At 67.0% G+C, this 26068-nt stretch carries 25 protein-coding genes; 9 read left to right on the plus strand and 16 right to left on the minus strand.

All coding sequences use genetic code 11. The features are described from left to right. Window positions 1-72 precede the first annotated feature (72 nt). Window positions 73-930 (minus strand): SDR family oxidoreductase, encoded by an 858-nt coding sequence (locus tag KXD98_RS20600; protein WP_260760127.1) that lies wholly within the window; start codon window positions 928-930, stop codon window positions 73-75. Between the two features lie 72 nt (window positions 931-1002). Next, window positions 1003-1509 carry a DUF6328 family protein gene (locus KXD98_RS20605; protein ID WP_260760128.1) on the minus strand — a complete coding sequence of 169 codons (507 nt, stop codon included), beginning with the start codon at window positions 1507-1509 and terminating at the stop codon, window positions 1003-1005. A 109-nt stretch (window positions 1510-1618) separates the two neighbouring features. On the opposite strand from KXD98_RS20605, the gene KXD98_RS20610 reads away from it, so the two are divergent. Both KXD98_RS20610 and KXD98_RS20615 read left to right on the plus strand, forming a co-directional pair. After that, a complete protein-coding gene (locus tag KXD98_RS20610) occupies window positions 1619-1894 on the plus strand; it encodes a DUF4235 domain-containing protein (RefSeq protein ID WP_260760130.1) in 276 nt (91 codons plus the stop codon). 66 nt (window positions 1895-1960) lie between these two features. Continuing rightward, entirely contained in the window at window positions 1961-2215 is a 255-nt protein-coding gene (locus KXD98_RS20615; protein ID WP_260760131.1) for a hypothetical protein, read from the plus strand. Window positions 2216-2600: 385 nt separating this feature from the next. On the opposite strand, the gene KXD98_RS20620 is transcribed toward KXD98_RS20615, so the two are convergent. The 3 genes from KXD98_RS20620 to KXD98_RS20630 all read right to left on the minus strand — a co-directional run bounded on the left by KXD98_RS20620 (window position 2601) and on the right by KXD98_RS20630 (window position 4897). Beyond that, window positions 2601-3650, minus strand: coding sequence for an IS110 family transposase (locus tag KXD98_RS20620; protein WP_260760132.1), 1050 nt, complete (start codon window positions 3648-3650; stop codon window positions 2601-2603). 159 nt (window positions 3651-3809) lie between these two features. After that, window positions 3810-4220, minus strand: a complete 411-nt coding sequence (locus KXD98_RS20625) for a low molecular weight phosphatase family protein (protein ID WP_260760133.1) — start codon at window positions 4218-4220, stop codon at window positions 3810-3812. Between the two features lie 200 nt (window positions 4221-4420). Then, window positions 4421-4897: an ArsI/CadI family heavy metal resistance metalloenzyme gene (locus KXD98_RS20630; RefSeq protein WP_260760134.1), complete on the minus strand. Its 477-nt coding sequence runs from the start codon at window positions 4895-4897 to the stop codon at window positions 4421-4423. A gap of 103 nt (window positions 4898-5000) precedes the next feature. Here KXD98_RS20630 and KXD98_RS20635 point away from each other — a divergent pair, with 103 nt between their 5' ends. Both KXD98_RS20635 and KXD98_RS28585 read left to right on the plus strand, forming a co-directional pair. Further along, entirely contained in the window at window positions 5001-5360 is a 360-nt protein-coding gene (locus KXD98_RS20635; RefSeq protein ID WP_260760135.1) for an Rv2640c family ArsR-like transcriptional regulator, read from the plus strand. 13 nt (window positions 5361-5373) lie between these two features. Next, window positions 5374-5748, plus strand: a complete 375-nt coding sequence (locus KXD98_RS28585) for a potassium-transporting ATPase subunit C (protein WP_396881745.1) — start codon at window positions 5374-5376, stop codon at window positions 5746-5748. Window positions 5749-5775: 27 nt separating this feature from the next. Here the strand turns inward: KXD98_RS28585 and KXD98_RS20640 are convergent, their stop codons facing one another. Beyond that, window positions 5776-6438: a TrkA family potassium uptake protein gene (locus KXD98_RS20640; RefSeq protein ID WP_260760136.1), complete on the minus strand. Its 663-nt coding sequence runs from the start codon at window positions 6436-6438 to the stop codon at window positions 5776-5778. After that, window positions 6431-7768: a TrkH family potassium uptake protein gene (locus KXD98_RS20645; protein WP_260760137.1), complete on the minus strand. Its 1338-nt coding sequence runs from the start codon at window positions 7766-7768 to the stop codon at window positions 6431-6433. Before KXD98_RS20645 ends, KXD98_RS20640 begins: the two co-directional genes overlap by 8 nt. Before the next feature lie 151 nt (window positions 7769-7919). Between KXD98_RS20645 and KXD98_RS20650 the strand changes: the two genes are divergently transcribed. Beyond that, entirely contained in the window at window positions 7920-8969 is a 1050-nt protein-coding gene (locus KXD98_RS20650; protein WP_260760132.1) for an IS110 family transposase, read from the plus strand. 356 nt (window positions 8970-9325) lie between these two features. Here KXD98_RS20650 and KXD98_RS20655 read toward each other — a convergent pair whose 3' ends face one another. Next, window positions 9326-10216, minus strand: a complete 891-nt coding sequence (locus tag KXD98_RS20655; protein WP_260760138.1) for an alpha/beta fold hydrolase — start codon at window positions 10214-10216, stop codon at window positions 9326-9328. Between the two features lie 37 nt (window positions 10217-10253). On the opposite strand from KXD98_RS20655, the gene KXD98_RS20660 reads away from it, so the two are divergent. Continuing rightward, window positions 10254-12125, plus strand: coding sequence for a propionyl-CoA synthetase (locus tag KXD98_RS20660; RefSeq protein WP_260760140.1), 1872 nt, complete (start codon window positions 10254-10256; stop codon window positions 12123-12125). Between the two features lie 18 nt (window positions 12126-12143). On the opposite strand, the gene KXD98_RS20665 is transcribed toward KXD98_RS20660, so the two are convergent. The 6 genes from KXD98_RS20665 to KXD98_RS20690 all read right to left on the minus strand — a co-directional run bounded on the left by KXD98_RS20665 (window position 12144) and on the right by KXD98_RS20690 (window position 17083). Then, window positions 12144-12764 (minus strand): hypothetical protein, encoded by a 621-nt coding sequence (locus tag KXD98_RS20665; protein ID WP_260760142.1) that lies wholly within the window; start codon window positions 12762-12764, stop codon window positions 12144-12146. 96 nt (window positions 12765-12860) lie between these two features. Next, window positions 12861-13799 carry a Ppx/GppA phosphatase family protein gene (locus tag KXD98_RS20670; RefSeq protein ID WP_313901245.1) on the minus strand — a complete coding sequence of 313 codons (939 nt, stop codon included), beginning with the start codon at window positions 13797-13799 and terminating at the stop codon, window positions 12861-12863. After that, complete coding sequence (locus KXD98_RS20675) at window positions 13796-14287, minus strand: DUF501 domain-containing protein (protein ID WP_260760144.1); 492 nt, start codon at window positions 14285-14287, stop codon at window positions 13796-13798. The genes KXD98_RS20670 and KXD98_RS20675 overlap by 4 nt, the downstream gene beginning before the upstream one ends. Next, window positions 14280-14981, minus strand: coding sequence for a septum formation initiator family protein (locus KXD98_RS20680; RefSeq protein ID WP_260760145.1), 702 nt, complete (start codon window positions 14979-14981; stop codon window positions 14280-14282). The genes KXD98_RS20675 and KXD98_RS20680 overlap by 8 nt, the downstream gene beginning before the upstream one ends. Window positions 14982-14984: 3 nt before the next feature. Beyond that, window positions 14985-16274, minus strand: a complete 1290-nt coding sequence (gene eno / locus KXD98_RS20685; protein WP_260760147.1) for a phosphopyruvate hydratase — start codon at window positions 16272-16274, stop codon at window positions 14985-14987. A gap of 77 nt (window positions 16275-16351) precedes the next feature. Then, on the minus strand, window positions 16352-17083 hold the full coding sequence (locus tag KXD98_RS20690) for a lytic transglycosylase domain-containing protein (protein ID WP_260760148.1): 732 nt from the start codon (window positions 17081-17083) through the stop codon (window positions 16352-16354). Window positions 17084-17271: 188 nt separating this feature from the next. Between KXD98_RS20690 and KXD98_RS20695 the strand changes: the two genes are divergently transcribed. Both KXD98_RS20695 and KXD98_RS20700 read left to right on the plus strand, forming a co-directional pair. After that, a complete protein-coding gene (locus KXD98_RS20695) occupies window positions 17272-18201 on the plus strand; it encodes an EfeM/EfeO family lipoprotein (protein ID WP_260760149.1) in 930 nt (309 codons plus the stop codon). Beyond that, on the plus strand, window positions 18198-19457 hold the full coding sequence (locus KXD98_RS20700) for a Dyp-type peroxidase (protein ID WP_260760150.1): 1260 nt from the start codon (window positions 18198-18200) through the stop codon (window positions 19455-19457). The genes KXD98_RS20695 and KXD98_RS20700 overlap by 4 nt, the downstream gene beginning before the upstream one ends. Before the next feature lie 60 nt (window positions 19458-19517). On the opposite strand, the gene KXD98_RS20705 is transcribed toward KXD98_RS20700, so the two are convergent. Further along, entirely contained in the window at window positions 19518-20462 is a 945-nt protein-coding gene (locus tag KXD98_RS20705) for a nucleoside triphosphate pyrophosphohydrolase (protein ID WP_260760151.1), read from the minus strand. After that, a complete protein-coding gene (gene mfd / locus KXD98_RS20710; protein ID WP_260760152.1) occupies window positions 20459-24109 on the minus strand; it encodes a transcription-repair coupling factor in 3651 nt (1216 codons plus the stop codon). Before mfd ends, KXD98_RS20705 begins: the two co-directional genes overlap by 4 nt. Window positions 24110-24393: 284 nt before the next feature. On the opposite strand from mfd, the gene KXD98_RS20715 reads away from it, so the two are divergent. Continuing rightward, window positions 24394-26064: a PGRS repeat-containing protein gene (locus KXD98_RS20715; RefSeq protein ID WP_260760153.1), complete on the plus strand. Its 1671-nt coding sequence runs from the start codon at window positions 24394-24396 to the stop codon at window positions 26062-26064. Window positions 26065-26068: the final 4 nt, after the last annotated feature.

A 26068-nucleotide genomic window follows, 5' to 3' on the forward strand; every position in this document is an offset into this window, starting at 1 on the left:
CCCACGCCGCAGAAACCAAACGCTGCTCCGACCTCGCGACTGGCCGGCTGTCAGGTCATGGCCGAAAAGTTCTCAGCCTGGCAGTGTTTCACCACCGATGGGAGCCAGCACCTCACCGCTGTAGTACGACGACAGCCGCCCGGCAGCGAAGAACACGTAGGACGGGGCGATCTCGTCGGGCTGGGCGGCGCGGCCCATCGGCGTCTGCTCTCCGAACCCTTCGGTGTTCTCCTGGTCCATCGTGGCGGGGATCAACGGCGTCCACACCGGTCCCGGCGCCACACAGTTGACGCGAATGTTTCTCTCCGCCAGGGATTGCGCCAGTGAGTAGGTCAACGCGTTGACCGCCCCCTTGGTCGCCGAGTAGTCGATCAGGGTCTTGTTGCCCCGCAACCCGTTGATGGAGCTGGTGTTGATGATCGCCGACCCATCGGGCAGATGCCGCAATGCCGCCTTGGTCACATAGAAGAAGCTGTCGATGTTGACCGCGAAGGTCCGCCGCCACTGCTCGTCACTGATGTCGGTGAAGTCTGACATCGGCGACTGGAACGCCACATTGTTGACCACGATGTCCAGCCCGCCCAGCGCGCTGACCGTCTCCTCGACGACCGAGCGGCAGTGCGTCGCATCGGCGAGGTCACCACGCAACCTCACCGCGCGCCGGCCTTCGGACTCGACCAGCGACACGGTGTGTGCCGCATCGTCATCCTCCTCCAAATAGGCGATCGCGACGTCGGCGCCCTCTTTGGCGAACGCAACGGCCACCGCCCTTCCGATGCCGGAATCACCACCGGTGATCAAGGCGCGTTTGCCCGCCAGCAGGTTCGATCCGAGGTAGTCGCGCATCTCGTCCTGCGGCTTGTCGGCCATGTCGGCGGTCTTGCCCGGGTAGGGAATCACGCCCTCAGGTGTCACGTCGCTGTCAGCCATCACCCCTCCTTGAAGTGTCGTCAGCGCCGCATACCCTCGACCCAGCGCACGAAACTCCACGACCTGCAGGGACTACGGCGTCGGCTGCTGCGATCGACGCATCTCCAACGGCAGCAGCAGCCAGAACGCGCTGAACACCACCAAGGCGCAACCACCGGCCACCAGTGCGGGCACCGAGCCCACCACGGCGTAGAACACGACCACCGTCATCCCCACCACCGACAATCCGAGGAGCAGCACGCCCGCGTAAGCGCATACGTGCGAGGCCGACACCAGGCTGTCCAGCTTCTGCCGACGGAACAGCACTCGGTGCATCGCCACGGGCGCGACGAGCAGCGCGGTGGAAACCACCGCGGTGCACACGGTGAACAGGTAGACCACGCGCATTGGGCCGCTGAGAATGTCAAAACGACTCTGGAAGGGCAGCATCAACAGAAAGCCGGTCAGCACCTGCACGCCGGTCTGAACGACTCGCAGCTCCTGCAGCAAGCTGTTCCACTGGCGGTCCAGCCGTTCGGTCCTGGTCTCCCGGCGGCCGCGGTAGAGCTGTTGATCCTCGTCGTCAGGCACACCAGCCATAGCGTGATCATCGCATGTCAGCCGCGAAACACCCCAGGTTTGACCTCAGCGCGCTCGGGTACGCAGAGGTTCAGCCTGCGCCGCGCCACAGACACATCGGGAGTGAACCATGAGCAAACTGTCCAGATCGCTGTACACGCCGCTGTCACTGGCCGCCGGAGTCGGTGGCGGTCTACTGGCCGGCACCATTTTCAAACAGGTCTGGAAGCGTGTCGGCGACAATGACCCGGAGGCACCCGACCCGACCGACCTGCAGCAGTCCACCGTCACCGTCATCACCGCCGCGGCCATCCAAGGTTTGATCATGGGCGTCGTCCGCGCGAGTGTGCAGCGCGCCAGCGCCCACGGCTACCAGGCCCTGACCCACGAGGCACCGCCGTCCTAGCAGTCTCCAAGGAAGTTCACAGATTGCGGTGAGCCCGCTCTTAGCTACGGAGCTGATCGTGGAGGCATGACCGCGACAGTTGACCCTCGCCCCGCCACGGGTTTCGGCAACGCATGGCGGATCCGGTGGACCCCGATTCTGGCATTGCTGGCAAGCGTAGTGACGATGCTGGTTGTCACCAGCGCCGCGCTGGCCCCGACCGCATACTGGGTCCTGTCCAGCGTGGCTCTCACCGCTGCGCTGGCCGCGCTGGTGGTCGGCGAGACAACCTGGGAGAGCGCCGTCGACCGCGCCCGTGCGGCCGGCATCGTCGCGCACTGAACGCCGTAAGCGATCCGCCCGCGGAATAGCGTTCCTCATTGCGGAAATCGGAAATCTCTGACCTGGAATGCTGATATGGGGAGCGTTTTGTCAAGTGGGCAGGGTGAAGCGGCGGCCGCAACCGTCGTTGTGGCCGCCGCTTCCTCGGCCAGTGCGGTGGTGTCGATGCGGGACTGGCGCGCGTGTCGTGGCGACGGCTTGTCAGTCTGAAATGCGCGGGTTGGTTACCGCAGGGCGGTGTTTCGAGTGACGGTGGACCGCTGTCTATTCACGAGCGTGATCCATTGTGGCGTTTGGGGATTACTCATAGCATTCGCGCGGGTCACCGTCAGCTTGCCCGCCTGTACCCGGCAGCGACACGGCACTGGACGTTTGTGGGGTTGGCCTACTCGTCGAGGACGGCCAACGACCAGCACCAGCCGGCCAACTCGCGGGCGATCGCGGTGTTGGCCACCGCGGGGCGTTTGGCGCGGGCGTCAAACCCGCGCCAGCGGGTGTGCAGACGCTGGTTGGCCTGCTGACCGCGTCGGCGTGCCGCCGGGCTGGCTACCTGCCAGCGCCGTCGCAGCGCCACCCCGGGGCGGTAGGGGCGGCGATGGTGCCAGGCCGCCTCGATCAACAAGCGACGCGCGTGGGAGTTGCCGGTGCGGGTGATCGCTCCCTGCACTCTGGAGGCGCCCGAGGAGTACTCGGTAGGCACCAATCCCAGATAGGCCCCGATGGTGCGGCCGTTCAGCCGTGACCAGTCTCCGATCTCCACCGCTAAACCGAACGCCGTCAACGTGGACACCCCGCGCAGACAGCCCAGCCGACGCACCACCGCGCCGAACTCGCTGTCGCCGGCCATGTCGGTGATCGCGGCATCGAGGCGGTCCCGCCGATCCCCGCACGCCAACATCGTCTCCACCGCAGTGTCATAAGCAGCCTGGGCCGGCGCCGCGTCGAAGCGTTGCCGCTGCAGCCACGCCTCATGTGCCACCGTCCACGCAGATCCGCCGCTGTAGACCAGGTTGTGACGCAACAGCAGCGCAGCCACCCGATGTCGGGCCCGCATCAGGTCAGCCCGGCAGTCCTCCCGGGCGCGCACCAGATCCCGTGCCGCTTCACGCTCGAGGCTGGGAATACAGACCGGCGTGATCTCGCCCAGATGCAGCAGACGGGCCAGATGGGCGGCATCGCGGGCGTCAGTCTTGACCCGATCGCCGGACGGGCGCACCAACTTCGACGGTGCGGCAACCAGACACTCAACCCCAGCCTCAAGCAGGAACCGGGCTAACCCGAAACCGGTCGGTCCGGCCTCGTACGTCACCGCAACCGGGCCGGGCAACCCGCTGACCCAACTCTGGATCTCGCGGTGATCTGGACTCAACCGGCGCTGGAACACCTCACCGGTCTGACCATCAAGTGCACACCCGAACACCGAACGTGCGTGCACATCTAAACCAACACTCGTACGCTGAAACTTCACTGGGGCCTCCCACAGTTGTGGCTCTACCGGCCAGGACCCAATTCCTGACGGCAACCCACGCTCACATGTGGTGAGGCCCCAGCCTCCCCATACTGTCTATTCCGCGGCCCGGCGTTCTGAGTGACCTTAACGCGTGGTCAGTTCGGCTGCCAGGGCGTTGACGCGTGCGGCTATGTCGTCACGGATGATTCGCATGCGGTCGATTCCTTCGATACCGCGCAGTGACGGTTCGTCGGTCTCCCATCGCTGGATGAGCGTGTCGGGGTGGTGCTTGAGGTCGGCTTGAGTTCCTACGATGACGACTCGGTCGGCGTCGGCGATCATCTGGTCGGTGAGCTGGGTCGGACGATGGTCGCTGATGTCGACGCCGACTTCTGCCAATGTCTGCACAGCGACATCGTTGACAGCAGTTTTCGCGTGGGTGCCCGCTGAGGCGACGTGCACGTCGCCACCTGCGAGGTGGCGCATGAGGCCGGCGGCCATCACAGATTTTCCGGCGTTGCTGACGCAGACGAACAGCACCGATTTCGCTGACATATCGGGTTTTTCCTTGCGGTTAGGGCGGTGGGGACGTCCGGGTCGCTCGTATGTCGATGCCCACCTTCAGGAGCACACACCACGATATTGATAGTCATCGATTCGGTGCACAAGCGAACACCAGGTGAACCAACCCGGGATACAGGGATCGGCGCCGGGCCGTGCGGTACGGACGCCGATCCCCTCCCGCTGCATACCGTTCAGCAGCAGGCTGCGCCCGCGACGGCCGGCTGCTCGGGAGTCGCTTGTCCACCGCAGCACACGGCCTGATCGGAGTCCTCGGTCGGGCGCTGGGGGCTCGCGCCGAAGGTGTCGGAGTCAGCGAGCACGGTGTAGACCTCCCACTTCTCACCGCCGGGCCCGGTGACCCAGACCTTGTCCTGGGTGGCGAAACAGCACGTGGTGCCCATCTCTTCCTCGGTGAACAAGCCTTCGCCGGCCAGTCGTGCGATCTCGGCGTTCACGGTGTCGCTGGATCCCACCTCGACGCCCAGGTGGTTGAGCGTTCCCCCATGGCCGGGGTTTTCGAGGAGTACCAGCTTCAGTGGTGGCTCTGTGACCGCGAAGTTGGCATAGCCGGGCTTGCGTTTGGCCGGTTCGGTGTTGAACAGCTTGGTATAGAACGTGATTGCGGCCTCAAGGTCATCGACGTTGAGGGCCAGTTGAACACGGGACATGATCGACCTCCTGACAGAGAGTTAGACATATATCGAACTGACGCGTCAGCGCTCAGCATGCCACCTTTTTGATATATGTCAATATCTATGGCAGTCTGGGATCATGCCCAAAGCGCTGCCGGTGATCGACATCTCCGCTCCCGTTTGCTGCGCCCCGGTCGCCGCCGGGCCGATGAGCGACGACGACGCCCTGCAGGTGGCGCTTCGGCTGAAGGCCCTGGCCGATCCAGCGCGGGTCAAGATCATGTCCTACCTGTTCAGCTCGTCGGCCGGCGAGGAGATCAGCGGCGCACTCGCGGCCGCGTTGAACCTGTCCGACGGCACGGTCAGCCACCACCTGACCCAACTGCGCAAGGCCGGCCTGGTGATCTCCGACCGCCGCGGCATGAACGTCTACCACCGGCCACACCCGCAAGCCCTGCAAGCCCTCTGCGCGGTCCTGAACCCCGACTGCTGCACCTGACCACCCAGACCCGATGCCTGCGCCCGGCGAGCCCAGTGACTGCACCGCCGCCAGCATCGAATCCCACGCTGCGACGTCGGTATCGCAAGGTTCGACATCAGGGCTCGATCCGGAGATATCGGTCGCCAACGCCGGCATGCAGGCTCCCCGAATGGCCACCTCCCGCGCCCTGCTCGTCACCACCGTCGAGAACGGTGATCGCGGGACTCGGATGCTTGGCCCGCCGAAAGGGGATTCTGGGAACTGGTCGGACAACACCGCCACATCCGCACCGTTGTCCACCTGCGGAAGGGATCGTGATGGACACGTATGGCTTTCAGACCTGATACGACTACCTCACCCTCGCGACGCTGCTCGTCATGGCGTCGGTGACGGCGGGTGTTCCTGATTCGGGACTTCAAGAACAATCGGTCCGTCAACCGAGTCCGACGACGCGGTCGATGTCGTTGACCCGGCCACTGATGAGGATGACATCGTCGTAGACCAACTCGGTGTCTGCTGCCGCGTAGGTGAACTCCCCACCGTTGGATTTCACAGCTACCACAGTGACGTGAAACTTCGACCGTAACCTCGTCTCCCCCAGGGGCATTCCCACAAACGCGTGTGGTGGCCGGATCTTGGCGATCGCGAAGTCCTCGTCGACCTGGAGGTAGTCGAGCAACTGGCCGGAAACCAGGTGGGCAACCCGTTGCCCGGCTTCACGCTCGGGGTACACGACGTGTCCGGCACCGATCCGCTCAAGGATTCGCCCGTGATGGTCACTGACCGCTTTGGCCCAGATATCGTCGACCTCCATCTCCACCAGCATCGACGTGATCAGAATGCTGGCTTCGATGTCGGTGCCCACCGCGACCACGGCCCGGTAGAACTCGTCGACACCGAGTTCGCGCAGCGTCTCCTCATCGGTACAGTCTGCGGCGACCACACGGGTCAAGCGGCCGGCCAAGCTCTGCACCAACTTTGGCGACTGGTCGATCGCCAGCACCTCGGTTCCGCGCCGGGTCAGTTCCAGTGCGATCGAACTTCCGAAGCGCCCCAGTCCGATGACGACGACCGGCTCGTTCGAGACATCAGCCAAGATTGATCCTTTCCATCGGCAATTCGTATCGGCGCTCACGTTGCCGCAGCGCCAGCGCCGACGCCAGCGTCAGCGGTCCGATCCGGCCGACGAACATCAGCACGATCAACACCACTTGACCGGCCTCGGGCAGATCTGCGGTGATACCCGTCGACAGACCTACCGTCGCGAATGCTGAGACCACCTCGAACAGGACGTCCTCGAAGGCAAGCTTGGTTTCTGCCAGCAGGGCGAACACCGAGATCGCGATCAACGCCACCGACACCAGTACCACCGCCAGTGCCTGCCGCTGGTTGTCGGGCGGTATCTGACGGGGTCCGACGTTCACCCGATCCTCCCCGCGTAACTCGGCCCACACCACGACCGCCAACAGCCCGAATGTCGTCACCTTGATTCCCCCGGCTGTCCCTGCGCTTCCGCCCCCGATGAACATCAGGAACTCGGTGAGGAACAGTCCTTCAGGTGTCATCGCGCCGATGTCGATGGCGTTGAATCCAGCGGTTCGGGGCATCGTCGCGCTGAAGAACGCAGCCAACAGACGACCTGGTGGAGCCAGCGCACCCAGGGTGTCGGGGTTGGTGTGCTCGACGGCCGCCAGCGCCACCGTGCCGAGGAACAGCAGGACCACCGTCACCCAGACCGTCACCCGTGTGGTCACCGACCACGACCCCGGATGGCGCCACGACTTGGCCAGTTCGAAAACCACCGGGAAACCCAGTCCGCCGACGATCACCGCGATCGCGATGGTCAGCAGGATCCAGGCGTCTCCGACATAGCGGGTCAAGCTGTCGGCGTACAACGCGAAACCGGCGTTGTTGAAGGCCGAGATGGCATGGAACACACCGTGATAAAGCGCTGAGCCGAAGCTCATGTCCGTGCTCATCAACAATCTGGCCGTCAACACAGCCGACACGATGATCTCGCAGACCACCGCGAAGATCGTCACATTGCGCACCACGCGGCCGATGTCGCGCACCGTCAGTGACCGTGTCTGCGCGGCGGCGATCAACCGAGCGCGCAACCCCAGCCGGCGTGACAGGAGCACCACCGTCAACGACGCAATGGTCATGATCCCCAGCCCACCGACTTGGATGAGGAGCAAGATGACGACTTCACCGAAAGTGGACCAGTAGGTTGCGGTGTCGACGACGACCAGGCCCGTCACGCACACCGCGGATGTCGCGGTGAACAGCGCCTCCATCAGAGTCGCACTCTCCCCCGCCTGTGCGGCGATCGGCAGCGACAGCAGCGCGGTGCCCACGGTGATCGCGATGAGGAAAGAGCCGGCGATCACCAGACCGGGATGGCGGAACCTGTCATTTGTGGCCATCAACCATGCCCCCGCGGAATAGACAGTATGGGGAGGCTGGGGCCTCACCACATGTGAGCGTGGGTTGCCGTCAGGAATTGGGTCCTGGCCGGTAGAGCCACAACTGTGGGAGGCCCCAGTGAAGTTTCAGCGTACGAGTGTTGGTTTAGATGTGCACGCACGTTCGGTGTTCGGGTGTGCACTTGATGGTCAGACCGGTGAGGTGTTCCAGCGCCGGTTGAGTCCAGATCACCGCGAGATCCAGAGTTGGGTCAGCGGGTTGCCCGGCCCGGTTGCGGTGACGTACGAGGCCGGACCGACCGGTTTCGGGTTAGCCCGGTTCCTGCTTGAGGCTGGGGTTGAGTGTCTGGTTGCCGCACCGTCGAAGTTGGTGCGCCCGTCCGGCGATCGGGTCAAGACTGACGCCCGCGATGCCGCCCATCTGGCCCGTCTGCTGCATCTGGGCGAGATCACGCCGGTCTGTATTCCCAGCCTCGAGCGTGAAGCGGCACGGGATCTGGTGCGCGCCCGGGAGGACTGCCGGGCTGACCTGATGCGGGCCCGACATCGGGTGGCTGCGCTGCTGTTGCGTCACAACCTGGTCTACAGCGGCGGATCTGCGTGGACGGTGGCACATGAGGCGTGGCTGCAGCGGCAACGCTTCGACGCGGCGCCGGCCCAGGCTGCTTATGACACTGCGGTGGAGACGATGTTGGCGTGCGGGGATCGGCGGGACCGCCTCGATGCCGCGATCACCGACATGGCCGGCGACAGCGAGTTCGGCGCGGTGGTGCGTCGGCTGGGCTGTCTGCGCGGGGTGTCCACGTTGACGGCGTTCGGTTTAGCGGTGGAGATCGGAGACTGGTCACGGCTGAACGGCCGCACCATCGGGGCCTATCTGGGATTGGTGCCTACCGAGTACTCCTCGGGCGCCTCCAGAGTGCAGGGAGCGATCACCCGCACCGGCAACTCCCACGCGCGTCGCTTGTTGATCGAGGCGGCCTGGCACCATCGCCGCCCCTACCGCCCCGGGGTGGCGCTGCGACGGCGCTGGCAGGTAGCCAGCCCGGCGGCACGCCGACGCGGTCAGCAGGCCAACCAGCGTCTGCACACCCGCTGGCGCGGGTTTGACGCCCGCGCCAAACGCCCCGCGGTGGCCAACACCGCGATCGCCCGCGAGTTGGCCGGCTGGTGCTGGTCGTTGGCCGTCCTCGACGAGTAGGCCAACCCCACAAACGTCCAGTGCCGTGTCGCTGCCGGGTACAGGCGGGCAAGCTGACGGTGACCCGCGCGAATGCTATGAGTAATCCCCAAACGCCACAATGGATCACGCTCGTGAATAGACAGCGGTCCACCGTCACTCGAAACACCGCCCTGCGGTAACCAACCCGCGCATTTCAGACTGACAAGCCGTCGCCACGACACGCGCGCCAGTCCCGCATCGACACCACCGCACTGGCCGAGGAAGCGGCGGCCACAACGACGGTTGCGGCCGCCGCTTCACCCTGCCCACTTGACAAAACGCTCCCCATATCAGCATTCCTGGTTACGAAATTCGAAAATTCGCGACCAGGAATGCTATTCCGCGGCCCCGGCCGGTGCAACGCGGGGCGGGAACTCTTGTGCCAGCGCGATCAGCTTGGCGCGCACCAACTCCGGGCGTTCGTCGAGGATGAAGTGGCCGCAGTCGGTGTACTCGACCGTGTAGTCGTCGGCGCGCGCGGTCTCGGCGGCCGCGAGGTCGGGATGGATGGCTTCATCACCCGTCCCGAAAAGCGCCCGGATAGGCACCGTGGCACGCCGCCGCTCGCCCTTGCGCGCCACCGACGGCACTTCGTGCAGCAGGAACGTCCGATAGGTGTCGCGTGCGGTGCGCGCCACCAGCGGATCCCGGAAGCGCTCGGTGTAGACCCGCGCGGTGTGCGGGTCTACCTCCGAGACCTTGCGGTACACCACGTCGAGGAACGGTGTCCGCGTCTGCACCGGCACGCCGGCAAAGGCGATCAGCGGTTGATACATCAGGAACCGCCACAGGTGCGGCGCGAGCACTTTCGGCGGCACCCACAGGTGGGCGATGTTCAGCGGCAGGTACGCATCGATGCGCTCGGGGGCCTGCAGCGAAACCAGGAACCCGATGTAGCCGCCCCAGTCGTGCCCGACCAGCAGCAACCGCTCCAGGCCCAGCGCGTCGATCAACGCGACCAGGTCGGCGGCCACATCCTCTTTGGCCCAGCGGTGCGGCGCCGCCCCGGACCAGCCATAGCCCGGCAGATCGGGGGCAATGATGCGCAACCCGGGGGGCGGATCGCCCAGCAGGTCGCGGTACACATAGTGGTGCTGCGGCCAGCCGTGCAGCGCCAGCACCGGCCTGCCGTCCTCGGGGCCTGCCTCGGTCACGTGGAAGTTCACGCCACGGGCGGTGACAAAGCGTCTGCGAACGCCAGGAATCTCCGGAGGTTGGCTCGTCATGCCCCTGAGACTAATCCGAAAGGTCTACGGTGCACCCATGCCTGGGTATCGCGAACTCTTCGAAGCCAGCATCAACGACCCCGAGCGGTTCTGGGCGGACGCGGCCACCGCCGTCACCTGGACAAAACCTCCGCAGCGCATCCTCGACGACGACAACCCGCCGTTCTACCGCTGGTTTCCCGACGCCGAACTCAACACCTGCGCCAACGCGCTGGACCGCCACGTCGAGGCCGGTCGCGGCGACCAAGCCGCCCTGATCTACGACTCGGCGGTCACCGACACCCAGCGCACCTACACCTACCGGGAACTGCTCGACCACACCGCGCGGTTCGCCGGCGTGCTGCGCGACCTGGGCGTCGGCAAGGGCGACCGCGTCGTCATCTACATGCCGATGATCCCCGAAGCGGTCATCGCGATGCTGGCCTGCGCACGATTGGGCGCGGTGCACTCGGTGGTGTTCGGCGGATTCGCCCCGCACGAACTCGCGGTGCGCATCGACGACGTGCGCCCCGCCGTGGTGGTGTCCGCATCCTGCGGGATCGAGCCCAACCGCACCGTCGAGTACAAGCCCATGCTCGACGCCGCACTGGCCATGGTTGCCCACCCGCCCGCACATTGCGTGATCGTGCAGCGCGAACGGTTGCGCTGCGACCTGGTCGAGGGCCGCGACCTGGAATGGGACGCCGCGATGGCCGGCCGCACCCCGGCCGACGCGGTGCCGGTCGCCGCAACCGACCCGCTCTACGTGCTCTACACTTCGGGCACCACCGGCAAACCCAAAGGCATCGTGCGCGACAACGGCGGACACGCCGTCGCACTGTTGTGGAGCATGCGCCACATCTACGACATCGATCCGGGCGACGTGTTCTGGGCGGCCTCCGACGTCGGATGGGTCGTCGGCCACTCCTACATCGTCTACGCTCCATTGCTGCTCGGCGCCACCACGGTGCTCTACGAAGGCAAACCGGTCGGGACACCCGATCCCGGCGCGTTCTGGCGAGTCGCCGCCCAGCACGGCGTCAAGGCACTGTTCACCGCCCCGACGGCGATCCGCGCGATCCGCAAGGACGACCACGAGGGCACCCACCTGAATCGTTACGACACCTCCGGCTTGAAGTACCTGTTCCTGGCCGGCGAACGACTCGACCCCGATACCTACTATTGGGCGGCCGAGAAGCTCGCAATCCCCGTCATCGACCACTGGTGGCAGACCGAGACAGGTTGGCCGATCGCCGCCAATCCCATGGGCACCGAACACTTTCCGGTCAAAGCTGGTTCGCCCACGGTTCCGATGCCCGGTTACGAAGTACACATCCTGCGCGAAGACGGCCACCCGTGCCAGACCGGCGAGGAGGGCGCCATCTGCATCAAGCTGCCGTTGCCGCCGGGAACGCTGCCCACCCTCTGGCACGCCGACGACCGGTACCGCGCGTCCTACCTGACCGAGTACCCCGGCTACTACCTCACCGGGGACGGCGGACGGTTCGACGTCGACGGCTACCTGTTCGTCATGGGGCGCATCGACGACGTCATCAACGTTGCCGGACATCGCCTTTCCACCGGGGCCATCGAGGAAGTCCTGGCCACCCACCCGTCGGTGGCCGAGTGCGCCGTGATCGGCGTGCCCGACGACATCAAGGGGCAGGCGCCGCGCGGACTGGTGGTCGTCAAAGCCGGCGCCCCCACCGAGGGTCTGGCCGATGAGCTGGTGGCGTTGGTGCGCAACGAGATCGGCGCCGTGGCATCCTTCAAGCTCGTCGACGTGGTGCCTGCGCTGCCCAAGACACGCTCCGGGAAGATCCTGCGCAAGACCATGCGGGGAATCGCGGCAGGCCGCGACGAACCGGTGCCCTCGACCATCGAGGACCCGTCTGTGCTGGACGCCCTCGACAAGATCCTGCGCAGCTGACGAAGCCGGACCGGGCGATCAGACCAGTTCCGGCACCCTCAGGTGCGCGATCGCCAACTCGAAGTTGCACTCCTCCAACACCTCTGCGCCCGTCTGCTCGACCGTTGCATCTCGGATCCGGTCCAACTCGGCCCGGTGGTGCGCTAGCGTATCCATGCTGTCGTAGGCTGACGACACCACCGCGCGCCCCGCAGCGCGGTTGACCAACATGCTTGTGCTGCAGTGCCCTTCGAGTCCGTCGAGAACGGGTAGCACAGCCTGTTTGAAGATTTCGATGCCTGAATCCATCCGGGCTGGATCAACGGCGACCCAGCTCACCCGCACGCAGGCTCCTTCGGCACTCTCGTGGTGGCGGTGCATGACGGCGATCTCCCAGTCCGCCACCTCCATGGTTCCGCCCAGCATCTGCGCTGCGCGGTCTCGCACCTCGCGCACCAGTGGTGCGCTGGCCTGAATCGCGTCCTCGGATTGCCATGCGCTGGCCGCGATGCACCGCCCCGACCTGCGGTCGACGAGCAGCGAGAAACCGACAAAACCGTGCAACTTCTGCACCACGGGCATCACAGAGTCGCGGATGTACGCGATACCGTCGTCGACCGACGACGGCCGCCCCCAGACGGTCGTTGTTCGTGCGTACACAATCTGCCTCCTTCCGGTGAGGCAGCGTCGTGACGGCGCTGCCGTCGGAACCGATTGTCCTCCCTCGGCCGCCACACGACAAGGTCCTGGACGCGCTCAGGCGATCGACAGCGCGATGCCGTCGAGGATGTCGTGCTCGCTGACGATCAACTCCTCGATAGCCGCGCGCTCGCCCAGGATGGCGGCCAGCTCCCGCACGATCAATGCTCCCCCGCCGATGACGTCGACCCGCCCCTCGTGCATGGGCCCCAGGACTGCGCGTTGCTGACGGGTCATCGCCAACAGCTGATCGCAGATCTCGAGCAGATCCTCGAACGGAACTCGCGACAGGTGGATCGCATCGGAGTCGTAGGTCGTCATCTTGTGGGCCAGCGCGGCCAGCGTCGTCATCGTGCCCGCCACGCCTACCCAGGTGCGTGCCTGCTCGACGGGCACCACCCGCAGCGCCTCGTCGAGCGCGGCGCGTACCACCGATCGGGCCTCGTCGATCTGCTGTCTGCTGGGTGGATCGGAATGCAGGCAGCGTTCGGTCAGCCGAACACACCCGATGTCGGTCGAGAAGGCGGCCGTCACCTCACGCCCGCCGAGGACCAGCTCCGTGGACCCGCCGCCGAGGTCGACGACGACGAAAGGTGCCTGCGCAGCGGCGAGTTCGCCGACCGCGCCCCGAAACGACAACTCGGCCTCCTCGTCACCGGTGATCACCTCGGCGACCGCGCCGGCCACCACATCTGCGAGCACCTGTGACGTCATCGCGAAGAACTCGTCACGGTTGGCGACGTCGCGCGCTGCCGAGGTGGCCACCATCCGCACCGCGTCGACCCCGTGCAGCTGCATGGTCTCGGCGTAGCCGGTCAGCGCTACCCGAGTGCGCGCCAACGCATCCGGGGCGAACTCACCGGTGGCGTCCACACCTTGACCCAGCCGGACGATCCGCATCTCCCGAACAACGTCGGTCAAGGTCCCATCGGCGACATCGGCGATCAACAGCCGGATCGAATTGGTTCCGCAGTCCACCGCTGCCACTCTGGTCATGCCCACCGCTCCCGATCCACTATGCCGGCCATCGCCGGCTCGATTGCCAGCACTGCCAGCGCTTCGTCACCGAACGGGTTGACTCCCGGGCCTTTCGCCAGCGCGTGCGCGATCACCACATGCAGACATTTCACCCGGTCGGGCATCCCGCCTCCGGAGAATGTGGTACCCAGTGGCTCGATCGCGTCGCGCTCGGCCAGGTAGGAGTCGTGCGCCCGACGATATGCCGCGGCCAGCTCCGGATCGTGGACCAGCCGCTCGGTCATGTCCCGCATCATTCCCGAGGACTCCAGCCTGCTGGCCGCCGCGGTGAGCGCCGGATGGGTCAGGTAGTACAGCGTCGGAAACGGCGTGCCATCGGGCAGTTTCGGTGCGGTCTTGACGACCCCGGGCTCGCCGTTGGGACAACGATAGGCAATCTCGAGTACGCCGCGCGGCTCCCGGCCCAGCTGTGCCGCGACGGCTTCGAGGTCAGCCGGGTCAACCACCGGGCGGTGGCGGGTCGGGCGGCGGCTCCGGCGCAGGCGCACCGGGCGGCGGTATCGGCGTCGGCGGCGAAATCGTACGTGGCACATCGGAAATCGTATTCCACAGCGCGGTATACCACGGATCACTGCTGGCAACCTCGGCCGGATCCTCGATCACGGCTTCGGGATCGGTTGCACCAGGAGGTAATTGGACCTGATACGGGATCTCCCCGGGCATCACGAAGCCGAGCCGTTCGCGCGCCTGCGCCGCGATGAACACCGGGTCTGCGAGCTTGGCCTTCTGCTCCTCCAACTCGGCGATCTGTTCGCGCAGCTGGGCTTCGCTGGCCTGCAGCTGTCTCATCTCGGTGCGCTGTGAGAAATAGGTCCGCACCGGCCCGGCGATCGTCAACGTCAGCACACAGATCACCGCAGCCAGGATGGCAGCCCGCCGTGCAGTCGAGCCGAATCGCTGCTCTGCGGCCGCCTCGGCCGAGATGAGGATCGATTCACGGATCGACCCGGTGGACTTGGTGGCAGCATCGTCCTCATGGCCGGTACCGGCCAGTTCCTTGCCGGGCTCCCCATTTCGCGCCTCGCGACGAACCGACGTCCCCCGCGGCTTGGCGCGCCCGGCGTCGCCGGACCTGCCCGGCTTGGCTGGCCGGGACGCCGGAGTCCGCCGACGGGGGTCGGGCCGTTTCGCGTCGGGCACGAGCTATTTGGGGTCCAGTGAGAATCGCGGGAACGCCAGGTCGCCGGCGTAGCGGGCGGCGTCGCCGAGCTCTTCCTCGATGCGCAGCAGCTGGTTGTACTTCGCGACACGCTCGCTGCGCGCCGGGGCCCCGGTCTTGATCTGACCACTGCCCACCGCGACCGCGAGGTCGGCGATCGTGGTGTCCTCGGTCTCACCGCTGCGGTGGCTCATCATGGTCTTGTACCCGGCCGTGTGCGCCAACGACACCGCGTCGAGAGTTTCGGTCAGCGTGCCGATCTGGTTGACCTTGACCAGCAGCGCGTTGGCCGCACCGCGCTGGATTCCGTCCTCGAGCCGCTCGGGGTTGGTGACGAACAGGTCATCGCCGACGATCTGGACCCGGTCACCGATGGCCGTGGTCAGCGCCACCCAGCCATCCCAGTCGTCCTCCGACAGCGGGTCTTCGATCGACACCAGCGGGTAGGACCCCATCAACTGCTCGTAGAACGTCGCCATCTGCTCGGCGGTGCGGGTCTGCTTCTCGAACGCGTAACCGCTGTCCTTGTTGTAGAACTCGGTGGCCGCGACGTCCAGCGCGAGCGCCACCTCGCTGCCCGCCTTCAGTCCCGCCGCGTCGATCGCCGACAGGATCAGATCCAGTGCTGCCGACGTCCCGGGCAGGTCGGGGGCGAAACCACCCTCGTCGCCCAGGCCGGTGCCCAAACCCTGCTTCTTGAGCACAGATTTCAGCGAGTGATACACCTCGGCGCCCCAGCGCAGCGCTTCCTTGAACGACGGCGCACCGATCGGCGCAATCATGAACTCCTGGACGTCGACGCCGGTGTCGGCGTGTGCGCCGCCGTTGATGATGTTCATCATCGGTACCGGCAGGATATGGGCGTTGGGCCCCCCGACGTAGCGGAACAGCGGCAGCTCCGCCGACTGCGCAGCGGCCTTGGCGACCGCCAACGACACGCCGAGGATCGCATTGGCGCCCAGCCGGGACTTGTCGGGGGTGCCGTCCAGATCCACCAGCGCCTGATCCACCAGGCGCTGCTCGTCGGCGCCCAGGCCGATCACCGCGGGGCCGATCTCGTCGAGCACCGCCTCGACGGCCTTCTGCACGCCCTTGCCCAGGTAGCGGGAGCCGCCATCGCGCAGCTCAACGGCCTCGTGCTCACCGGTCGACGCGCCCGACGGCACCGCTGCGCGGGCCACAGAGCCGTCGAGCAGGCCGATCTCGACCTCGACGGTGGGGTTGCCCCGAGAATCGAGGATCTCGCGGGCGGCGACCTGCTCGATGATGGGCACTGTTGTCTCCTTGGGTCGGGTCCGGTGAGGTGATTGTCTGTGAAGAGCCTAGAGCCTGCCCCGCACGGCGGCGCTGCCTAGAGTCGTCGGCCGCTGGCGTAGGCGGTCGCCCAGTCGCGCACCGCGCGCGCGTACTGCTCGGAGTTGTTGTAGGCCAGCACCGCGTTCATCCAGCCCCGCGGTGTGTCGAGGTTTTTACCACTCCAGCACAGGTAGCCCGCCGCCGACAGCGCCGCGTCGTCGATGTTGTCGGCGTCGATCACCCCGTCGTTGTTGGCGTCCACGCCGTAGAGCCGCCATGTCTCGGGGATGAACTGCATCGGCCCCATGGCCCGGGCGTATGGCTCGTCACCGTCGTGGCTGACCGCATCGTGGTCGAGGATCTCCAGGTTGCCGGCGGTGCCGTCGAGCAGCACGCCGCGAATGGGCGGCTCCACGTCACCGTTGGGCGAGACGATGGCACCCCGGTAGGTGCCGTGGTGGCTTTCCACCTGCCCAATGCCGGCCAGCGTGGTCCACTTCAGGTTGCAGTCCGGGTTCTCCACCTCGGCGACCCGCGCCGCGAACGCGTAGGCCTCCAGCGCGGTGACCGGAATGCCCAGAGAGGGGGCCCGCGCGGCAGCCCAGTCGTGCAGCTGGTCGGCGGGTCGGCCGGCGGCGTAGGTGTCGATCTGCGGCACCGGGTCCCCGGGCGGCGGGGGCACGCCGCGGGGGATGCCCGACCCCAGATGCCAGGAACAGCTCGCAGCCATGAGCAGCGCTGTCGCGCCGATCACGGCTATCGCCTGCAGCCAACGCACCCGCGTCACCGGACTCCTCAACCCGTCTCGGACGTAGCCCATGGTCCCATGCATTTGGGAGTGCTCGGCCCGACACACCCGCCCCACAGTCCTGACGTCACCGGGAAACCACCGGACCATGCGCAATCTGCGTTAGGTATGCCTACTCTCATCCAGGCGCGGCGTGCTACGTTGCGCCCCGACTACGAGGAGGCTCAGTGAGACGTCATCATGGCTGGCCAGCGGCGGTTGGTGCGCTGGTGTTGGTACTGGCCGGCTGCGCCGGGGGCGGCTCCGGCGACCAGGACGCCGACACCACCACCAGCCCGGCCGAAACCACGACATCGGCCGCCGCGGCGACACTCGATCCGCTGGTCGAGCAGGCGGCCACCGAGTACAAGACTTACGCCAGCAGGCAGATCGACGAACTCGTCGGCGTGGTCAAGGTCTTCACCGACGCTGTACGCACCGGTGACCTGCAGGCCGCTCAGGATGCCTACGCCCCGTCGCGGGTCCCGTGGGAGCGCATCGAGCCGATCGCCGGCCTGGTCGAGGAGATCGACGGCAAGATCGACGCCCGGGTCGATGACTTCGAAGGAGTCGACGACCCGGAGTTCACCGGCTGGCACCGCCTGGAGTACATCCTCTTCGAACAGAACACCACCGAAGGCGGCGCACCGTTCGCCGACCAGCTCGACGCCGACGTCGCCGAGCTGCAACAGCAGTTCGCGACGGTCGAGGTCAAACCCATCGATGTCGCCAACGGCGCGGCCGAGCTGATCGAAGAGGTCTCCGAGGGCAAGATCACCGGCGAGGAGAACCGCTACGGCAAGACCGACCTGTGGGATTTCGAGGCCAATCTGCAGGGTTCTCGCGACGCGATCGACACGTTGAGCCCGGCGCTGGCCGAGGCCGACCCGGCGCTGCTGGGTGAGATCGACGGGGGCATCAACACGGTGTTCGAGACCATGGCGCCATTGCGACGCGGGGACGGCTGGGTGCTCTTCTGCACCGAGAACGATCCGTACCCGTCGCCGCGCTGCCCGGAGGTGACTGTCGATCCGCAGACCATCGACGTTCTCAAGGCCGAGTTGGCGAACCTGTCGGAGAACATGTCCCAGGTCGCCGGAGCGCTGAAACTGCAGTGAGCGACCGGCCGCGGCGCCCGGGACTGTCCCGCCGGGGGTTCGTCACCGCCGTAGCGGGAGCCGGCGCCGCGGCCGGAGCGGGTGCGCTGGTCGGGTGCTCAGCGCCCGACTCGGCACCCGCGGCCCAGCCCGCTGAACGCTTCGTCGACTTCGAAGGACCGCACCAGACCGGCATCACGGCCCTGCCGATCCCCGAACAAGGGCTGATCGCGACGTTCAACGTGCTCTCGAAGGACCGCGCGCGGTTGACCGACACACTGCGCGAACTCACCGACGAGATCCGCGCCCTGATGGCCGGCCGCGCGCCCGAGGCGCGCGACCCGGCCTACCCGCCGGTGGATTCCGGAATTCTCGGTGACAAACCGCCGGCGGACAACCTGTCGATCGTCGTCAGCGTCGGCGCGTCGTTGTTCGACGACCGGTTCGGCCTGGCCGATCGCAAACCCCGCGAGCTGGTCACGATGCCGTTCCTGGCCAACGATCGGCTGGATCCGAAGCTGTCCCACGGCGACATCGCGATCTTGTTCGAAGCCGGCCACAACGACACCGTGCAGTTCGCGCTGCGCCAGCTGATGCGTCGCACTCGCCGTGACCTGGTGCTGCGCTGGATGATCGACGGTTACGCACGCGGAATCGGCGCGGGCCGCGCCTCGGAGGCCGGCACGCCGCGAAACCTGATGGGATTCAAGGACGGAACCTCGAACCTCGATGTCGGCGATGCGACGGTGATGGACCGCCACGTCTGGGTGGGGCCCGACGACGGTGAACCCGAATGGGCGGTGGGCGGCTCGTATCAAGCCGTACGAATCATCCGGATGTTCGTCGAGTTCTGGGACCGCACCCGACTGGCCGAGCAGGAGGCGCTGTTCGGACGGGCCAAGGTCAGCGGCGCTCCGCTGGGGCTCGACGGCGAGTTCACCGATCCCGACTATGCCTCGGATCCCGACGGACAGCGGATCCCGCTCGACGCGCACATCCGGCTGGCCAACCCGCGGACCCCGCGGACCGAGGAGAACTTGATCCTGCGGCGCGGCTTCAACTATTCGCGGGGTTTCGACGGTGCGGGCCGCCTCGATCAGGGGCTGACCTTCGTCTCCTATCAGCGCAGCCTCGACAAGGGGTTCCTGGAGGTGCAGCGCCGTCTCAAAGGCGAACCACTCGAGGAGTACATCCTGCCGGTCGGCGGCGGATTCTTCTTTGTGCTTCCCGGAGTGCCCGGCCCGGACCGCTTCCTCGGCGACCGACTGATCGACTGACCCGGACTTCCGCGAAAGTGCTCCCACGGTAGTGATTTGGCTACACGAACTACCGTGAGGTCACTTTCGCGGTGTCACCGGCCAGTGCGTGCGCCACTCGTCGCCGTCGATCGCGGTCACCGCTGCGTCGTCGAGTTCCTCGGCCACCTCATCGCCCCGGCGCGCGGCTGCCACCGCACGCTCGGCACCGCGCACTTGGTCCATGAAGTTCAACACCGCAGTGCGTAAAGCGGTTTCGGCGTCGACGTCAGCCGACACCGTCACCGAGGTCAATGCTTCGGGGATCAGGTCGGCGGGCACACCGGCAGTCTCGGCCCGAGCCAGCACCTTCTGCGCCAACGCCAACGCCGGCTGCCCGGTGGGAATGTCGTCCATACAAGATGCCCGGGACTTCTTCTCCAGAGCCTTGCGCTGCTCCCACTGCGCCAGTTGGTCTTCCAGCGTGACAGTCTCACCGGCCAACACCGCAGGCACTCGGTTGCCGAGCTTGCGCACCAACGCGTCGGCGACATCGTCGACGCCGAAAGCATTCTCGGGGGCATCCTCGGCGATCCGGGCATGGAACAACACCTGCAGCAACACATCGCCCAGTTCGTCGCGCAGCTCGCTCAGATCACCACCGTGCACCGCATCGAACAGTTCGTAGGTTTCTTCGAGCAGGTAGCGCCGCAACGAGTCATGGGTCTGCTGGCTCTCCCACGGCCCCGCGGTCCGCAGCCGGTCCATCATCGCGACGGCATCGACCAGGCGTTCACCGGGCTGCGCGGCGGGCGCGGAGATCACCCGTTCGCCACCGGCGATGCGCGCAGCCACTGCCGGATGCTCAGGATCGGACGACAACAGCGTCGCTGCGGCGTCACCGTCGTGGACCGGCCGCGCCGAGGGCAACGACCACGGCACCTTGATCGGCATCTCCTCGGTGTACTGCACGTCACCGGCCAGCAGGCCGATTGCCTCGATCGGGATCAGCGAAGGCCGCCGCGGGTCCACCAGGACAACCGTCATGCGCCACCTCCGAACTTGGTTATATCAACTTCGCCCTCGGTCTTGCCGTCGATCGCCAGCAACAGCCCGGCGACGAACGCAACGAGCTCCAGGTCCCGGATCCGCGGCGCGCCGACACCGTTACCGGCCCGCGGAATCGGCACCTGAACCGTCGACGTGGTGGCCCGGTAGGTGCTGCCCGCGTAGAGCCGTTTGAGCCGAAGCTGTCCCGAATCCGCAAGTGTCAGAGGAGAAATACGTATGGTCGAGGCCGACGAAGCCCCGATCTCGGTGATGGCGTGGGCGCGGGCCAGCAGCCGCAACCGCGCTACCGCGACCAAGCGCAGCGCCGGCTCAGGCAGCGGGCCGTATCGATCGATGAGCTCCTCGACCACCCGATCGATGGCAGCATCGTCGGGTGCGGCGGCCAGCCGGCGGTAACCCTCCAGCCGCAACCGGTCGCTACCGATGTAGTCCGGCGGCAGGTGAGCGTCGACGGGCAGATCGATGCGCACATCTTTGGGTTCCTCGGCAGTGGCAACCGTCTTCCCGTCTGCGGCTGCACGATATGCCTCCACGGCCTCGCCCACCAGCCGCACATACAGGTCGAAGCCCACGCCGGCGACGTGCCCGGATTGCTCGGCACCCAGAACGTTTCCGGCGCCGCGGATCTCGAGGTCCTTCATCGCGACGGCCATACCCGCGCCCAGTTCGTTGTTCTGCGCGATGGTGGCCAGCCGGTCGTAAGCCGTCTCGGTCAACGGAATCTCGGGCGGATACAGGAAGTAGGCGTAACCGCGTTCGCGCGAGCGCCCCACCCGGCCGCGCAGCTGGTGCAGCTGTGAGAGTCCGAATGTGTCCGCGCGCTCGACGATCAGCGTGTTGGCGTTCGAGATGTCCAGGCCGGTTTCGACGATCGTGGTGCAGACCAGAATGTCGTATTCACGGTTCCAGAAACCCTCGACGGTTTTCTCCAGCTGCTCCTCGGGCATCTGGCCGTGGGCGACGACCACCCGCGCTTCGGGTACCAGCTCACGCACCTTGGCTGCCGCGGCATCGATGGTGCGCACCCGGTTGTGGATGTAGAAGGCCTGCCCGTCGCGCAGCATCTCGCGACGCAGCGCAGCGGCGACCTGCTTGTTGTCGTGCGGGCCGACATAGGTCAACACCGGATAGCGTTCTTCGGGCGGGGTCAGGATCGTCGACATCTCGCGGATGCCGGCCAGGCTCATCTCCAGCGTGCGCGGAATCGGCGTGGCGCTCATGGTCAGCACGTCGACGTGGGTGCGCATCGACTTGATGTGCTCTTTGTGTTCGACGCCGAAGCGTTGTTCCTCGTCGACGATCACCAAACCGAGGTCTTTCCAGGTCACTCCGGTCTGCAGCAGCCGGTGCGTGCCGATCACAATGTCGACGCTGCCGTCGCGCATACCCTCCAGCGCGGCGCGCGAGTCGGCGGGATCGGTGAAGCGCGACAGCCCTTTGACGGTGACCGGGAACCCGGCCATCCGCGCAGCGAACGTCTGAAGGTGCTGGTCGGCCAGCAGCGTGGTGGGCACCAGCACCGCAACCTGCTTGCCGTCCTGCACCGCTTTGAACGCTGCGCGCACCGCGATCTCGGTCTTGCCGTAGCCGACGTCGCCGCAGATCACCCGGTCCATCGGGACCGGTTTTTCCATGTCGGACTTGACCTCTTCGATCGCGGTCAGCTGATCGACGGTCTCGGTGAAGCCGAACGCGTCCTCCATTTCGCGCTGCCAGGGCGTGTCCGAGGCGAACGCATGGCCGGCTGAAGCTTGGCGTTTGGCGTAGAGCGCAACCAGTTCGGCGGCGATCTCCCGGACCGCACGCCGTGCTTTGGTCTTCGTGTTGGCCCAGTCGCTGCCGCCCAATCGGCTCAGCGTCGGCGATTCCCCGCCGACGTAGCGCGACAGCTGGTCCAGCGAATCCATCGGCACGTACAGCTTGTCGGTCCCGCCCCCGCGCTTGGCCGAGGCGTACTCCAGCACCAGGTACTCGCGTCGCGCCCCGCCGACCACCCGTTCGGTCATCTCGACGAACTTGCCGATGCCGTGCTGGTCGTGCACCACCAGGTCCCCGGCCGTCAGCGCCAACGGATCGACGACGTTGCGGCGCTTGGCCGCCAGTTTCTTGCCTTCGGTGACCGCGGCCCGGTTGCCGGTCAGGTCGGCCTCGGTGATGACGACCAGGTTCGTGCCGGGCAGCACCACACCGTCATGCAGCGGACCTTTCAGGACCCCGACAACACCTTCCTTCGGCGCTGCGCCGGACTCCAGAACCGTTGCAGCGATGTCAGATTCGCTCAGCTGCTCGACGACGCGCTGAGCGGTTCCGGTGCCCGGGGTGACGATGGCGCCATAGCCACCGGTGGCGATGTGCGCCCGCAGCATCGCGAAGATCTCCTGGAGATTGTGCTGCTGCCCCCGCGCGGATGGGGCCGGCCGGATGTCGAGGGCGACAGACTCGCCCGAACCGCTGTCGAGCTGGCTCAGCGTCCACCAGGGGTGCCCGCCGGCGCGGGCTGCCGCGCGCGCGTCGTCGAACCCGACGAAGCCCGAGGCGCCCAGGGCCTCCAGGTCGATCGGCGCGTCACCCCCGACCGCCGCCGTGGACCACGACGCCTCCAGGAACTCCTGGCCGGTCTTGATCAGATCCGCGGCACGCGAACGAACTTTCTCCGGGTCGCACACCAGCACCGGGGCGTCTACCGGAAGGTGGCTCGGCAAGGTCACCAGCTCGGTGGGGCGCAGCAGCGGCAGCAGCGCCTCCATACCGTCGACCGGGATGCCCTCGGCGAGCTTGGCCAACATGTCGGGCACACTGCCCGGCACGCTGTTGTCCCGCACCGGGTGCTCGGCGCCCAGCGCCGCGGCGCGCTCGCGCACATCGGCGGTCAGCAGCAGCTCCCGGCACGGCACGGCGATCACCGAGGTGACGTCGATCTCGGGGATCGAGCGCTGATCGGCCACCGAGAACATCCGCATCTCGGAGACCTCGTCGCCCCAGAACTCGACACGTACCGGATGCTCGGCGGTCGGCGGGAACACGTCGAGAATGCCTCCGCGAACCGCGAATTCGCCGCGCTTGCCGACCATGTCCACGCGGGTATAGGCAAGGTCGACCAGGCGTTCGACGACGGAATCGAAATCGTGCTCGGCACCGACTGTCAACGTCACCGGTTGCAGGTCGGCAAGGTCGGGCGCCATCGGCTGCAGCAGCGAGCGTGCCGTGGTCACCACGATGCGCAACGGCGGCCCGAGCCGCTCGTCGTCGGGTTGGGCAAGTCGGCGCAACAGCATCATCCGCGCGCCGACAGTGTCGACTCCCGGAGAGAGCCGCTCGTGGGGAAGCGTCTCCCACGACGGGAACAGGGCGACGGCGTCACCGATCACCCCACGCAGCTCGGTGGTCAGGTCGTCGGCTTCGCGGCCGGTCGCGGTAACGACCAGCAGCGGCCCGCCGTGCGACGTCGATGCGGCCAGCGCGGACACCGCGAAGACCCGCGCACTGGCCGGGCCGACGAGGTTGAGATCTACGGGCCGTTCGGCGGCGCGCCGGGAGACCTCCTGCAGGCAGGGATCACGCAGCGCCAACTCGACGAGGCCCGCGATCGGGGTGTGGACACGGAGGGTCCCCGATGCGGTCATGATGGACCCATTCTAAGCGGCACCACCGATCGCACCCCGACCACGGTGCCGAGCGTTCTCGGCAAATTCGTCGCAAAGTAATTGACAGCAAAAGCAATTTTATTATGCTTCTCAAGAAGCGTTCGGAAAGCAGCGCTTTGCCGCGGCTGTCGCAGTCACAGACCCGTGGTTCTGTCTCCAATCTCCTTGTCACGCTCACCTCTGAGCAAAGCAGTCAGCCCTGGCTGGATGCTGAATCGACACCGATGCGCCCCAGGCCGGGGTGGCACAACCGAGAGGGTTGCATGGCGCGTACGTCTGTCGGTCGGGCCGCGGTCGCGGCGGCTGCGGTGAGTGTCGGACTCACCGTGCCGTTCGCCGCCGGCGCAGCGCCGACACCTCCGACCCCGGGTCACCTGTCGATTTCGATCGACGGCGAACTCAAGCACCAGGAAGGCACCGCGACCGCCAGCTCCGCCGGCTTCGCTTCAGAGGCGATCGCCCGAGGTGCTGGAGCCAAGGCAGCGGCGCAGGCCGAGGACACGATCGCCGAAGCCACCGGTGACGGCGCCACCGCGGTGGCGGCGGGGATCGGAAACCTGGCCCGGGTGACCGGCGCAGGCAGCAGCGCGACGGTCAAAGGGCGGCGCAGTACCGCCATCGTCTCCGGAGACGGCATCAGAGTCTTCGTCGACGACGGCGACCACAACAGGGTCAGGGCCGAGGGTTCGAACTTCTCTCTCGTTCTGCGGGGCGTATTGAACGACGTCGACTACCGGGATGTGCACGCAGGCAGCTACGACCTGTTCGGCGACGGGAAGACCTTCTGCCGCAATGTCGAGTGCCCGACACGTCGCGACCCTGAACTCATCGGGCATCGGATGCTCATCCTGGCGCCAGTGGGCGGGCCGCTGTTCGGGCTGTTCGGCAACGGTGTCGACGCCCCGGCCGACTGCATTGGCGAGGCGTGCAACGGCGGGCGTGGCGGACTGTTGTGGGGCAACGGCGGCGCCGGGGCCAACGGCGGTCACGGTGGCGCTGCCGGACTGTTCGGCAACGGCGGTCTCGGAGCGGCTGCCACCGCGACGACCGCGGCAGGCAACGGCGGGCGCGGCGGGTTGCTGATAGGCAACGGCGGCAACGGCGGCAACGCGAACGCAATCTTCACCACCGCGGGTAACGGCGGCCACGCCGGCCTGCTGGGTAACGGCGGCCAGGGTGGATCGGCCACCGCAGACGGTGGCGACGGCGGTGACGGTGGCCGCGGCGGACTGCTGGCCGGAAATGGTGGCCGGGGTGGTGACGCCAGCGGTGACTACGGCACCGGAGGCGACGGCGGCAACGCCGTGACCGTCGGCACCGGCGGACGGGGCGGCAACGGCGGATCCGCCCAAGCGGGCTCGGGCTACGGCGGCGACGGCGGCCAGGGCGGATCGCTCGCCGGCCACGGTGGCCCCGGCGGAGATGCCAACGGCACCAAGACGGCAATCGCCGGATGGGGCGGCGACGCCCGGGGCACCGGCAACGGCGGGCAAGGGGGCAACGCCACCGCCACCAGACCCGACTTCGGAGTGGCCGTAGGCGGGGACGGCGGTGATGCCGGACAGTACGGCCGCGGCGGCCACGGCGGAGCGGCGACCGGTACCTTCGCCGGCATCGGCGGTGACGGCGGCAACGGCGGCAAGCGGCGCGGCAACGGCGGCGATGGTGGCGCAGGAATCGGAGACTCCGCGATCGGCATCGGCGGTGGCGGGGACGGCGGTGACGCGGGTGCGCGCGGTATCGGCAAGGGCGGAAAGGGCGGCCAGGGGACCGGGTGGTCGGGATCCGGGGGCAATGGCGGGGACGGCGGCGGCCGCTTCGGTTACGGTGGCGACGGTGGCGACGGGGAGCGCGTCGGTGGCACCGGAGGCAGCGCCCCCTCGGCGACGGGCAGAAACGGACGCGACGGCAGCAGCGGCCGAAGCGCCGACTGACCGC

This window comes from Mycobacterium sp. SMC-4 (genome assembly GCF_025263265.1).
GTDB lineage: Bacteria > Actinomycetota > Actinomycetes > Mycobacteriales > Mycobacteriaceae > Mycobacterium.

What these genes read in the sequence shown, in the direction of transcription:
- KXD98_RS20635 (WP_260760135.1), top strand. Translation starts at nt 5,001, where the DNA reads ATGCCCAAAGCGCTGCCGGTGATCGACATCTCCGCTCCCGTTTGCTGC.
- KXD98_RS28585 (WP_396881745.1), top strand. Translation starts at nt 5,374, where the DNA reads ATGCCTGCGCCCGGCGAGCCCAGTGACTGCACCGCCGCCAGCATCGAA.
- KXD98_RS20600 (WP_260760127.1), bottom strand. Translation starts at nt 930, where the DNA reads ATGGCTGACAGCGACGTGACACCTGAGGGCGTGATTCCCTACCCGGGC.
- KXD98_RS20605 (WP_260760128.1), bottom strand. Translation starts at nt 1,509, where the DNA reads ATGGCTGGTGTGCCTGACGACGAGGATCAACAGCTCTACCGCGGCCGC.
- mfd (WP_260760152.1), bottom strand. Translation starts at nt 24,109, where the DNA reads ATGACCGCATCGGGGACCCTCCGTGTCCACACCCCGATCGCGGGCCTC.
- KXD98_RS20630 (WP_260760134.1), bottom strand. Translation starts at nt 4,897, where the DNA reads ATGTCCCGTGTTCAACTGGCCCTCAACGTCGATGACCTTGAGGCCGCA.
- KXD98_RS20670 (WP_313901245.1), bottom strand. Translation starts at nt 13,799, where the DNA reads ATGACCAGAGTGGCAGCGGTGGACTGCGGAACCAATTCGATCCGGCTG.
- KXD98_RS20645 (WP_260760137.1), bottom strand. Translation starts at nt 7,768, where the DNA reads ATGGCCACAAATGACAGGTTCCGCCATCCCGGTCTGGTGATCGCCGGC.
- KXD98_RS20610 (WP_260760130.1), top strand. Translation starts at nt 1,619, where the DNA reads ATGAGCAAACTGTCCAGATCGCTGTACACGCCGCTGTCACTGGCCGCC.
- KXD98_RS20715 (WP_260760153.1), top strand. Translation starts at nt 24,394, where the DNA reads ATGGCGCGTACGTCTGTCGGTCGGGCCGCGGTCGCGGCGGCTGCGGTG.
- KXD98_RS20625 (WP_260760133.1), bottom strand. Translation starts at nt 4,220, where the DNA reads ATGTCAGCGAAATCGGTGCTGTTCGTCTGCGTCAGCAACGCCGGAAAA.
- KXD98_RS20660 (WP_260760140.1), top strand. Translation starts at nt 10,254, where the DNA reads ATGCCTGGGTATCGCGAACTCTTCGAAGCCAGCATCAACGACCCCGAG.
- KXD98_RS20615 (WP_260760131.1), top strand. Translation starts at nt 1,961, where the DNA reads ATGACCGCGACAGTTGACCCTCGCCCCGCCACGGGTTTCGGCAACGCA.
- KXD98_RS20705 (WP_260760151.1), bottom strand. Translation starts at nt 20,462, where the DNA reads ATGACGGTTGTCCTGGTGGACCCGCGGCGGCCTTCGCTGATCCCGATC.
- KXD98_RS20655 (WP_260760138.1), bottom strand. Translation starts at nt 10,216, where the DNA reads ATGACGAGCCAACCTCCGGAGATTCCTGGCGTTCGCAGACGCTTTGTC.